Source organism: Amycolatopsis sp. NPDC004169, assembly GCF_040610315.1.
GTDB lineage: Bacteria > Actinomycetota > Actinomycetes > Mycobacteriales > Pseudonocardiaceae > Amycolatopsis.
In genome coordinates this window covers 1-11,580 of the sequence record NZ_JBEXMD010000062.1, presented here as the reverse complement: position 1 = coordinate 11,580, position 11,580 = coordinate 1, and the positions used below count along the sequence as shown (strand labels likewise).

The window sequence follows — 11,580 nt, the reverse complement described above, 5'->3', positions numbered from 1 at the left end:
GCGCATAATGGGCGCCATGACTAGCGGAAGCCCGGTCGCCACCATGACGCGGTCGCTGCTGCGCGACGGCGGGCCGGCCACCCTGCGCGGCGGCGCGCTGGCCGTGCTCGCGGTGACCGAACTCGTGATGTTCGTCGTCGTGGTCACCGCCGGCTCGCTGATCGGCGTCGGCGTGGGGCTGTTCATGCTGCCCCCGGCCGTGCTGCTGATGCGGTCGCTGACCGACCGGGTCCGGGCGTCGGCCGAGGCGTGGTCCGGCGTGCGGATCCCGTCGCCGTACCTGCCGGAGCCGGCCGGGAGCACCCCGCTGCGCCGCTGCCACCACCTGCTCGGCGACCGCGCGAACTGGCGTGACGCGCTGTGGCTGCTGGTGGACAGCTCCCTCGGCATCCTGCTGACCCTCACCCCGCTCCTGCTGGTGCTGCACGGGATCCGCGGGCTCACCATGCCGTTCCTGGTCGGCACCGAGGCCGCCGAGTGGCTCGGCAGCTGGTACGTCGTGATCCCGGTGGACGACCAGCCGACGGCCTGGTTCGCCGCCATCCTCGGCCTGGCCCACTTCCCGCTCGCGCTGTGGTGCGCCCCGCACCTGCTGCGGCTGCACGCGCGGCTCGCGGCCACGCTGCTGTCCCCGACCGAAGTGACCCGGTTGACCCACCGCGTGCAGCACCTGTCGGAAAGCCGGGACGACGCCGTGGGCTCGCAGGCGACCGAGCTGCGCCGCATCGAGCGCGACCTGCACGACGGCGCGCAGACCCACCTCGTCGCGATGGGGATGACGCTCGACGCCGCCATGCGCGTGCTCGACTCCCACCCCGAAGCCGCGCGATCCCTGATGGACGAAGCGAAGAACAGCTCCGCGAAGGCGTTGCAGCAGCTGCGCGACCTCGTCCGCGGGATCCAGCCGCCGGTGCTGGTCGACCGGGGCATCGCCGACGCGATCCGCACCCTGGCCATCGAAAACCCGCTGCACATCGAGACGACGATCGACCTGCCCGGCCGTCCGTCGCTGGCGGTCGAGACCGCCGCGTACTTCTCGGTGTCCGAACTGCTGAACAACGCGATGAAGCACTCGGGCGCGCAGAGCGGCTCGATCAACGTCCACTACGAGTTCGGCCGGCTGGTGATCAACGTCAGCGACAACGGCCGCGGTGGCGCGAACACCGAGGGCGGTTCGGGCCTGCGCGGCATCGAGAAGCGGCTCGCCCCGCTCGACGGCTTCATCACGATCCTCAGCCCGCTCGGCGGCCCGACCATGGTGACGATCGAGATCCCCTGCGGCCTGGCGCCCTGATCAGTGCTTCAGGTACGCGAGCACGGCGAGCACCCGCCGGTTCGCGTCTTCCGACTGCGGCAGGTTCAGCTTGGCGAGGATGTTGTTGATGTGCTTGGAAACGGCCTTCTCCGAGACGACCAGCACGCCGGCGATGTTGCTGTTGGAGCGGCCTTCGGCCATCAGCTTGAGGACTTCGCGCTCCCGCGCGGTCAGCCGTTCCAGGCGGTCGTCGCGGGTGTTGTGCGTCAGCAGCCGGGTCACCACGTCCGGGTCCATCACCGTGCCTCCGAGTGCGACCTGGCGGACGGCGTCCACGAACTGGTCGCCGTGGAACACGCGGTCCTTGAGCAGGTAGCCGACCGAACCCTCGCCGTCGGCGAGGAGTTCGTCGGCGTACAGCCGTTCCACGTACTGCGAAAGGACGAGCACCGGGAACCCCTGGATGCGCCGCCGCGCTTCGATCGCGGCGCGCAGGCCCTCGTCGGTGAACGACGGCGGCAGCCGGATGTCGACGATGGCGATGTCCGGCCGTTCGCGCAGCATCGCCTCCAGCAGGTCCGGCCCGTTGTCGACGGCCGCGCTGACCTCGAATTCGTGCGCCTCGAGCAGCCGCACCAGACCGTCCCGGAGCAGGAACTGGTCTTCTCCGATGACCACGCGCACTCGTCCGTCCCCCGCTTTCCGAACCCGGCTGCCGACCACGCCCATCTTAGGGCCGCGTCAATCGGACTCGGCCACCACGCAGACCCCCAGCGCACCGCGGCGCGGGTCGTGGTCGGCCAGCAGCACGGAACCGGTGGCCGTGCCGTCGGCGAGCGGCGCCCAGAGCCCGGTGCACGGGAACCCGGCCGGCGCGACGATCGCGCCCGGCGGGGAACCCAGCGCGGCCAGCCCGGGGCCGACGACGACGGTGTCCGCCGGTTCGAACGCTCCCAGCGCCTCCGGTGCGGCTTCGGGTTCGTAGCCGACGCGGACCGTCCGGCGGCCGCCGGTCTCGAACAGCAGCGCGGTGGCCGCGTCACCGATCGGCTCGGGCAGGTCGTACGGCGTGACGCCCTGGTCCGTGATCAGCACCAGCACCCGCCCGTAGCCGTGGCGCCGGGCGTAGGTGCCCGCGATCCGCAGGGCGGTGAACGGGGCCAGACTGCCCTGCCCGGAAACGGAAAACACCAGCGGGTTGCCGGGGAGCACGGCGGTCAGGTTCACCGGCGCCGACAGCCGCGGGTCGAACTCGGGTGCCGCGTGCGCGACGATCGCGAGGTCGATCCGCTCGCCGGACAGCTGCCCGGCGAGCAGTTCGCGGGCCATCGCGAGGAAGGGGTTGCCGCGCGCCCGCGTCACCCGGCCGGGCCGGAAGCCGATCTCGTGCCCGCGGCTGAGGTCGGCGAAGTACCGGTGCAGCGCGGGGACGTCGATCTCGCGGTCGCCGGGGGCGAACTCGCGCCGGGTCGCCAGCGCCAGGCGCAGCGGCAACGGCCGCAGGCCCGGCGCGGGCGGGGCGGACAGGGTGGTCGCGGACGCGCGGTACATCTGCCTAGCGCTCCGCGCCCACGGCGACCGGCGCGGCGAACTCGTGCAGGTGCTGGCGCCGCAACAGGTCCGCGGGCTCGTCCCGCTCGCTGACCAGGTAGTGCTGTCCGTTGTGGACGATCACCTCGGCCGGGTAGCCGTGGCTGAGGAACAGGACCGGGGACGCCGTCGGGCCGTAGGCGCCGGAGCGCGTGACGCCGATCAGGTCGCCGGGGCGCACGGGCGGCAGCGCGGCCTTCTTGGCCAGCACGTCGTTGGGCGTGCACAGCGGCCCGGTGATCTGCCAGGTTTCGGTGGCGGGCTCGTCGATGCGGTTGAGCAGCCGGATCGGGAAATCGCGCTTGACGTAGGAGCCGATCCCGACGGCGGCCATGTGGTGGTTCGTGCCACCGTCGGCGACGGCGAAGTTCTGGCCCAGCGAGGTCTTGGTGTAGCGGACCCGCACGACGTAGGTGCCGGCCGTCGCGGCCAGGTACCGGCCGAGCTCCATGACCAGCCGCGTGGCCGGGTGCCGCTGCGCGAACTCGTCGATCACCGGGTTGAGCATCGAGGCGAGCAGGTCGCGGTCCAGGTCCTTCTCGCCGTCGAAGTAGGCGACACCGAGGCCGCCGCCGACGTCGACCATCTCCAGCGGGAAGCCCAGCTGCCGCGAAACCCGTTCGGCCAGCTCGAAGATGCGCCGGGTGTTCTCGACGATCGGCTCCTCGTCGAGGATCCGGGTGCCCATGTAGACCTGCACGCCCATCAGCCGCAGGTGCGGGTGCCGGTCCACCAGGTCGGTCGCGGCCAGCAGCTGCTCTTCGTCGATGCCGAACTGGCGCGGCTTGCCGCCCATGGTGAGGCCGGAACCCTTGACCGCGAAGCTCGGGTTCACCCGCAGCGCGACCCGCGCTTCGATGCCGCGTTCCCGCGCGAGGTCGTCGAGCATCGCCAGTTCGCCGAACGATTCGCAGACGACGGTGTAGACGCCTTCGTCCAGGCAGGCGGCCAGTTCCGAGGCGCTCTTGCCGGGTCCGAGGAAGATGATGTCCTCGCCGGCGACCCCGGCGCGGCGCGCGGTGATCAGCTCGGCCATCGAGGACACTTCGGCCCGGGCGCCGTGGGCGTGCAGCAGCGCGCACACCGAGATGTTCGGATTGGACTTCAGCGAGTAGAAGATCTCCAGCCGCGGGTGCAGCCGTTCGCGCAGGCCCAGCAGCCTGCCACCCAGTTCGTCGCCGTCGTAGACGAAGAGCGGGGTGCCGTAGCGTTCCGCGAGCTCGGCGATCCCGACGCCGGAGATCTCGAATTCGACACTCATTGCTGCGCTCCTCATTTCCGGAAGACCATGGCGGAGAACGTCGACCCCAGGCCGACGGAAATCATCAGATAATGGGCACCGGGCGGAATGAGCCCGAGGCCGTCGGCGGCGCGGTGGTTGAGGAAGGGGTCGGCGCAGAAGCAGTGCCCGGTGACCCCGACGTTCTGCAGGAAGATCTTCGAGCGCGGGATGCCGAGCGCGGCACTCGCGCGCACCCAGGAGATCTTGTTGACGTTGTGCGGCAGCACGAGATCGATGTCGTCGACGCTCAGCCCGGCGGCGGCCACGGCTTCCCGCGCGACCTCGGCGACCGCGCCGGGGTAGATCTGCCGGAACTCGGCGGCCTGCTCGTCGTCGAGGATGACTTCGCCGCCGGGGCCGCCGAGCGTGGTGGTGGCGTAGCCGAGCAGGGTGTCCTGGTCGTCGCCGGCCCCGACGAGCACCGCGGCGGTGGCCTCGCCCATGATCGCGGTGTCGGGGATGACCTGCGCGGAGTGGGTGAACGCCTTTTCGCCGGTGAGGACGAGGGCCAGCGCATCGGGATCCCCGTCGGCGGCCAGCAGCGTGCCGCAGAGGTCGACGGCGAGCAGGCCGGAGGCGCAGGCGTGATCGGTGAGGGTGAAGAGGGTGGCGTGGGTCAGCCCGAGCGCGGCCCGCACGTCGACCATGGGATCGACGGGGTAGGGGTTCGCGGCCGGCATGGTCTTGGCCCGCACGACGTAGCGGACGCGCTCTTCCCGGCCCCGCAGGGCGGCGAGCTTGCTGGCCGCACCGAGCACCATGTCCGCTTCGGACTCGTCGGACCGGCAGACCCGGTCGAGCCCGTACATCCGCCGGAACCGGCGCACCTGCCCGGAGTCGAGGCCGAGCTCGTCCTGCAGCGCTTCGATCGGGACGGTGGTCGGCACGTAGGTGGACACCGCAACCAGCGAAGTCATCGCGCCGTCAACTCCCATCGGGTCCGCTTCTCGGATGAACCCAGAATCCCGGCGACCGCTGACGTCCCACTGACGGCTTGCTGACCCGGGGTCGAGTGCGCGTTGCGGGTCGTGGCACCGGCGTTTCCGGCCGCGCGGTGGTCGCCAAGCGCTCCCAGCGGTCCCCGGCCTCGCGGGCAACGCCACCGCCCGGCGCGTGCGTTCCCCCGCCTGCGGGGGGGGCGCCTCGGGAGTGGCGAAGCATGCCGACCCGGCCTAAGAAGTCAGTTCAGAATGAGTCGGCGTGTCGTCCTCGCAGGAGCTGCGGGGCTTTCCAGAATTCTCGTATGCGTGAGGAGGTTCTGACCGACCAGCTCTGGGAGCGGCTCGAACCGCTGCTTCCAGTGCACCCGCGGCGGTTGCGCTACCCGGGCCGCAAGCGTGCCGATGACCGCGCCGCACTCGAAGGCATCCTGTACGTCATCCGCACCGGCATCGGCTGGAACCGCCTGCCCACCGCGCTGGTCGACTCGACCCATCCGCGTGCCCTCAAAGGGGGGACCACACCGGGCCCAGCCCGGTCGACCGGCGCAAGCTTGGCTCGAAGCACCACCTGATCACCGACGCCCACGGCACCCCGCTGGCAGTCACCCTGACCGGCGGACACCGCAATGACGTCGCCCAGCTAATCCCACTGCTCGACGCGATCCCACCGATCCGCGGTGCGGTCGGCAAGCCCCGTCGCCGGCCGCGGCGGCTCTACGCTGATCGCGGCTACGACCACGACAAGTACCGCCGCCTGGTCCGAGCCCGCGGCCTCACCCCGCTCGTCGCCCGCCGCGGTGTCGAACACGGCTCCGGCCTGGGCAAATCCGATGGCCGGTGGAACGCACCTTCGCTCGGCTGAAGAATTTCCGCCGACTGCGCATCCGCACCGAACGACGGGCCGACGGGCATCAAGCCATCCTCACCCTGGCCTGCTCGGTCATCTGCCTCCACAAACTCATTCTGAACTGACTTCTAAGCGCCCCTCTTCGACCGCACCACCGGCATTTCCGCCAACGCCGCCGAAGCCTCGGCCTCCCCCGCCTCGTCACCCGCCTCACGCGCCAGCCGCACCGCGCGCTCGTGGAGCACCACGGCCTCCGCGTCCCTTCCCAGCGCCGCCTGCACCCGCCCCAGCGCGGTCGTCGCCATGCGCTCCCACCAGCGGTCGCCGACCTCCTGGGTCAACGTCACCGCCTGGCGCAACACATTCGCCGCGGCCGCCGACCCGCCCTCGGCGTGGCGGACCATGCCCAAGCCCGTCAACGCCATGCTCTCGCCCCAGCGGTCGCCCGCCTCCCTGGCGTACTCCAGGCCTCGCTCCAGGTGGCGGCGGGCGTCACGGGGCGCCGCCGTGAAGCCCAGGCCGATCGCCGCCAGTGCTTCGCCCCAGCGGTCGCCCACCTCGTGGGCCAGGTCCAAGCCGCGCCGGAAGTCCGCCGCGCTCTCCGCCCGGCGGCCGGCGTGGTAGTGCAGGTCGCCCAGGCCGACCAGCGCGCGGGCTTCGCCGCAGCGGTCGCCCGCCGCGCGGTACAGCTCGGTCGCCGTGCGGTGGTGGTCCAGCGCCTCGTCGTGGCTGCCGCCGCGGGCGTGGATGAACCCCAGGTGGTTGTGGGTTTTGGCCTGGCCCCAGACGTCGTCGTTCGCGCGGTCGAGCGCCAGTGCCCGGCGGTGCTGGCCGACCGCCTCCGCGAAGTTGCCGCTGCGCCAGTGGCCGAGCCCCAGGTTCTTGCGCAGCTCGGCCTCCGCCACCGGATCCCGGACCACCTCGAGCGCGAGCCGGTGCGTGCGGAGCCAGTCGTCCACGTGCCCGCGGACGAAGTAGAACCGCCACAGCGTCTGCACGAGCCGCCAGCAGTGGCCGGGCCGGTCCCGGCCGGCCGCCGCGGCGATCGCCGCCAGGTTCGGCCGCTCGGCCTCCAGCCAGGCGAGCGCCTCCGCCTCGGTGCCGAACTCCGGCGCGTGCGCCGGCGGGGACCCGGCCGGCGGGAATCGTTTCCGCGTCGGCTCCAGCACGTCGGCCGCCCGCGCCGCCACGTGCAGGTAGTAGTCGAACACCCGGCTCGCCGCCGCGTCCCGGGGCGCGGCCGGGCCGGCCAGGCCGGTCGCGCGGGCGTGGTCGCGGATCAGGTCGTGGAACCGGTAGCGCCCGAGCGCGGGCTGGACCAGCAGGTGGACGTCGACGAGCTCCTCGAGCAGCCGTTCGGCCTCCCGGGGCCCGCACCCGGCGATCGCCGCGGCCGCCCAGGCGTCGATGTCGGTGCCGGGGAACCCGCCGAGCAGCCGGAACAGCCGTTGCTGCGGCTCGGCGAGCTGGCGGTAGGAAAGGGTGAACGCCGCCCCGACGCCGCGGTCGCCGGTGCTCAGCTCGGCCAGCCGCCGGTGCTCGTCGCGCAGCAGGCCGGCCAGGTGCGCCACCGTCCACAACGGACGGTCGCGCAGGCGCGCGGCGGCGATCCGCAGCGCGAGCGGCAGGTAGCCGCACAGCCGGGCGATCTCGGCGACCGCGGGATCGCCGCCGGTGCGGTCCGGGCCGGCGACCCGGGTGAGCAGCTGCGCGGCTTCGGCCGGGGCGAGGACGTCCAATGACAGCGTCGTCACGGCGTCGAGGCTGGTCAGCCGGGTCCGGCTGGTGACCAGCACGAGCGAGCCGGTGCCGCCGGGCAGCAGCGGGCGCACCTGGGCGGCGCCCGCGGCGTCGTCGAGCACCACCAGCGCGTTGCGGCCGACGAGCAGCGACCGCCAGAGCGCGGCGCGCTGGTCCAGCCGCTCGGGGATCCGGGCGCCGTCCACGCCGAGCTGGCGCAGCAGCGAGTCGAGCGCGGCCGCGGGAGCGAGCGGGCCGTCCGGGCCGTGTGCGTGCAGGTCGGCGAACAGCTGCCCGTCCGGGAACCGGTCGGCGAACCGGTGCCCGAGGTGGACCGCGAGCGCCGTCTTGCCGACGCCGGCCATCCCGCAGATGCCGTACACCGCGGTGCCTCCGGTCAGCCGGACCGTCTCGGCCACGCGGCCGACGAAGTGGTCGGCGTCGCGCGGGAGGTAGTTGCTGCTGCCGAACACCCGGCCGGCGGGCGGGACCTCCTGGCGCAGGACGTGCAGCTGGGCGGCCCGGACCTCCGGCCCGGGCTCGATGCCGAGTTCGGTCGCCAGCCGCGTGTGCAGGTCGTCGAACAGCGCGAGCGCGGCGGCCTGCCGCCCGCTGCCCGCGAGCGCGAGCATCAGCCGGGCGTGCAGGCCCTCGTGCAGTGGTTCGTCGTCACGCATGGCCTCCAGCCGGTCGACGACCTCGGCGTGCCGGCCGAGGGCGATCCCGGCGTCGGCGTAGGCGAGCGCGGCGGACAGCCGCTGCCGGGAGAGGGCGGCCACCGCGGGGTGCTGGTGCAGCGCGGGGTGACCGGCGAGCACCGGGCCGCGCCAGCAGGCCATCGCTTCGTCGAGGGCGCGGAAGGCGCTTTCGCGGTCGCCCGCGGCTTTGGCTTCGCCGAGCCGGGCTTCGAACCGCAGGACGTCGAGCTGCTCGGGCGTGCCTTCGAGCCGGTAGCCGCCGCGTCCGGTGGTGGCCGGCCGCAGCTGCGGGCCCAGCAGCGCTCGCAACCGGCGGACCGCGCTGCCGACGAGGTCCCCGTGCGAGCGGGGCGGCCGGGCGCCCCAGAGGACCTCGACGATGTCGGCCACCGCGACCGGCCGGTTCGGCTGCAGGGCCAGCAGGCCGAGCAGCCGGGCCCCCCGGGTGTCGCCGAGGTGCTGCTGCTCGCCCCGGACCTCGACCAGCAACGGCCCGAGGACGCCGACCCGGGTGGTGCTCCCGGCCGGCGTCCCCGGCTCCGGTTCGAGGGCGGCGATCAGCTGGCGGACCGACGCCGTCCGCGGGTTCCGCGTCCGGCCCTGCTCGAGGTAGCGCACGGCGCGGACGCTGACGCCGGCCCGCCGCGCGAGCTCGGCCTGGGTGAGCCCGAGCTCGGCCCGGCGCCGCCGGAGCAGCGCCGGGAACGGCTCCCCCGCCGCGGCGGTGGTGGTCTCGGTGTGCGGAAGGCCTCCCCTGCCTGTGTCCACCCCGCCGATTCTGCCAGCGCCGGGGCACCCGTGCCGAAGCACTGCTCATGACCGGCCGGGGACGCCGGCGGGGGTCCCCGCCGGCGTCCCCGGGGCGGTCAGTGCCCCGCGGGGTACGGGAGGACGTCCCAGACCCGGTCGCCGGACTGCGGGGTGCAGTCGTACTGCGCGGCGGTGACGTCGTTGCCCGTGCCCGCCGCGCCCGCGCACCGGCCGGTGGCGCGGTTCTTCAACTGGGCGTGCCCGTCGGCCGCGACGACGTCCCACAGCTGGTCGGTGAACTGCGGCAGGCACTCGTACTGCAGCAGCTGCGCCCCGTTGACGTTGTTCGCGCCGTGCACGATCAGGCACTTCTTCGTGTAGTGGTTGCGCACCAGCACGCCGCCGCCTGCCTGCGGGTCGATCTCCCACGCCTGGTCGGAGAACTGCGGGAGGCAGTCGTACTGGAACACGGGTGCGTCGTCGGCGTTGTTCGCGCCGTGCACGATCAGGCAACGGCCGGAGGCGCGGTTGACCACCTGGACCGGGTCCGGCACCGGAGCGGTCTCCCAGACCTGGTCGGAGAACTGCGGCAGGCAGTCGTACTGCGCGGCGCCTGCCCCGTTGGTGTTGTTCGCCCCGAACACGACCGCGCAGCGGCCGGTCGCGCGGTTCTTGAGCTGGACGCCGCCGTCGACGCCGACGATGTCCCACAGCTGGTCGGTGAACTGCGGCAGGCACTCGTACTGCTGCAGCGGCGTCCCGTTGCCGCTGCCCGCCGCGTGCACGATCAGGCACCTCTTGGTGGCCTGGTTGCGCAGCAGCAGCCCGCCGGTGGCCTGCGGCTCGAGGTCCCACGCCTGATCGGCGTAGGCGCCGGGGCAGTCGAACTGGAACGCCGGCGCGTCGTCGACGTTGTTCGCGCCCTGGACGGCCAGGCAGCGCTTCGAGTTGTGGTTGACGAACCGGAGCGACCGCGGCGCGACCTGGTCGGCGATCCAGCCCGCGAGGTCGTCGGTGCGGGCCGCGACCGCGCCCTGGCGCGTCTCGGTCACGGCGAGGCAGCCGTGCTGCCACGACCGGCTCAGCACGCCGGCGAGTTCGAGCCCGCCACCGCCGTCCGGCCGCAGCAGCGGCCCGCCGGCGTCGCCGAGGCAGGGGTCCTGGCCGGCCGGGCTGGTCACCGCGACCGTCGTCGCCGTGGCGGCGCCGAGGGTGAAGGACGCGGTCGTCAGCCGGTTCGGCACCCATTCGGTGGCCGTGCGGCCGAACCCGACCGCGCGCACGGTTTCCGCGGCGGGCGGACGGCTCCCGACCTTCAGCGGCGTGACGTCGGCGACCGGGTGGGTCAGCTTGGCCAGCGCGATGTCCCGGTCCGCGCGAGCGACCACAGTGGACACCCGGAGGACCTGCCCGCTGGCCGAGCGCAGGTCGGGCTGCCCGGCGTAGACGGTGACCGGCTTCGCGGGCGCGGCCGGCTGCGCGGTGGCGCCGGGCAGGCAGGCCGCCGCCGTGACGATCCACTGTGGAGCGATCAGGGCGCCGGAACAGGCGGCGCCTTCGGTGCTGACCTTGACGGCGAACCGGTCGGCCCCGTCGGCGACCGGCTGCCCGCCGGCGAGGGCCTCGGCCGAGGCGGGGACGAGGACGGCACCGGCGCAGACGACGGCGGCGACGAACGGGACGCGGGATCTTCGCATGGGTTTCCCTGCTGTAGTGCGGAATGGTGACGAGGGGCGCGGCGCGGCCCCCGGTCGGGTGGCGGCCTCGCCCGCACCCGCACCGGCCGGACCCACGGCAGGTCGAAAACCCGGCACTGCTCCCCCCAGCGTGCAGATTCGCAGGACCCACGCTAGCCAAGATCCACCGGAGAAACCACCCATATCCGCCACGGATCCGGCCACGCCGTCCGACCAGCGCGGATGCCGCCGGGCCGGGCCGGGGAGCGGCAATCCTGCCGCCGCGGCGCGTCAGGCGGGGTCCTCGCCGAGGGCCTTCAGCAGCAGCCGGCGCAGGGTCTCCCGCTCAGCGGGACTCAGCCGGGCGAGCAGGTCGCCGGTCAGCGCGCTCGAGACCTCGTCGACCGTGCCACCGTGGGCGCGGCCGGCCTCGGTGAGGGTGAGGACGTGCCGGCGGCGGTCCCGGGTGTCGCGCTCCCGCGACACCCGGCCCGCGGCTTCCAGCCGTTCGAGCAGTTCACTGCGGTCCAGGCCGAGCCCGCCGGCGACGCGCGTGGACAGCCGGCGCGGTGTCGGTCCGGCCGAGGCCGCTGCGGTGCAGCCGACCCAGCAGGTAGGTGGGCCGGCGCAGCAGGGCCCGGGGCCGCCTCGGCGGGGAACCGGATATCGCGGCGAGCCCGGACAGGACCGTGGGGCGGCGCGCGCCGGCCCCGCGCCCCCCACCCCCGGCGCCCCCCCCCCCCGATAGCGGCCCACACCCGCCGGGGCGCGAGCCGAAAGCCCCCCGGCCCCCCCCCCCCG

8 protein-coding genes and 1 pseudogene are annotated in these 11,580 nt (G+C 73.7%); 2 read left to right on the top strand and 7 right to left on the bottom strand.

Annotated features, from left to right (window positions below):
* The first annotated feature begins 16 nt into the window (after nucleotides 1-16).
* A complete protein-coding gene (locus tag ABZX11_RS44380; RefSeq protein ID WP_354924716.1) occupies nucleotides 17-1,294 on the top strand; it encodes a sensor domain-containing protein in 1,278 nt (425 codons plus the stop codon).
* On the opposite strand, the gene ABZX11_RS44375 is transcribed toward ABZX11_RS44380, so the two are convergent.
* The 4 genes from ABZX11_RS44375 to ABZX11_RS44360 are packed head-to-tail and all read right to left on the bottom strand — an operon-like array spanning nucleotide 1,295 to nucleotide 5,044.
* On the bottom strand, nucleotides 1,295-1,939 hold the full coding sequence (locus ABZX11_RS44375) for a response regulator transcription factor (RefSeq protein WP_176176690.1): 645 nt from the start codon (nucleotides 1,937-1,939) through the stop codon (nucleotides 1,295-1,297).
* Between the two features lie 57 nt (nucleotides 1,940-1,996).
* Nucleotides 1,997-2,806, bottom strand: a complete 810-nt coding sequence (locus tag ABZX11_RS44370) for a hypothetical protein (RefSeq protein WP_176176689.1) — start codon at nucleotides 2,804-2,806, stop codon at nucleotides 1,997-1,999.
* A 4-nt stretch (nucleotides 2,807-2,810) separates the two neighbouring features.
* Complete coding sequence (gene lysA / locus ABZX11_RS44365) at nucleotides 2,811-4,106, bottom strand: diaminopimelate decarboxylase (protein WP_354924713.1); 1,296 nt, start codon at nucleotides 4,104-4,106, stop codon at nucleotides 2,811-2,813.
* An 11-nt stretch (nucleotides 4,107-4,117) separates the two neighbouring features.
* The gene (locus ABZX11_RS44360; protein ID WP_354924711.1) at nucleotides 4,118-5,044 is read right to left on the bottom strand and encodes a 3-oxoacyl-[acyl-carrier-protein] synthase III C-terminal domain-containing protein; all 927 of its coding nucleotides are present in this window, start codon (nucleotides 5,042-5,044) and stop codon (nucleotides 4,118-4,120) included.
* Between the two features lie 326 nt (nucleotides 5,045-5,370).
* Between ABZX11_RS44360 and ABZX11_RS44355 the strand changes: the two are divergent.
* Nucleotides 5,371-6,040: pseudogene (locus ABZX11_RS44355) on the top strand (IS5 family transposase).
* Nucleotides 6,041-6,043: 3 nt separating this feature from the next.
* On the opposite strand, the gene ABZX11_RS44350 reads toward ABZX11_RS44355, so the two are convergent.
* The 3 genes from ABZX11_RS44350 to ABZX11_RS44340 form a co-directional block, all read right to left on the bottom strand.
* On the bottom strand, nucleotides 6,044-9,121 hold the full coding sequence (locus ABZX11_RS44350) for a BTAD domain-containing putative transcriptional regulator (RefSeq protein WP_354924709.1): 3,078 nt from the start codon (nucleotides 9,119-9,121) through the stop codon (nucleotides 6,044-6,046).
* A gap of 98 nt (nucleotides 9,122-9,219) precedes the next feature.
* Nucleotides 9,220-10,800 carry an RICIN domain-containing protein gene (locus ABZX11_RS44345; RefSeq protein WP_354924705.1) on the bottom strand — a complete coding sequence of 527 codons (1,581 nt, stop codon included), beginning with the start codon at nucleotides 10,798-10,800 and terminating at the stop codon, nucleotides 9,220-9,222.
* 270 nt (nucleotides 10,801-11,070) lie between these two features.
* Nucleotides 11,071-11,265: a hypothetical protein gene (locus ABZX11_RS44340; RefSeq protein WP_354924703.1), complete on the bottom strand. Its 195-nt coding sequence runs from the start codon at nucleotides 11,263-11,265 to the stop codon at nucleotides 11,071-11,073.
* Nucleotides 11,266-11,580: the final 315 nt, after the last annotated feature.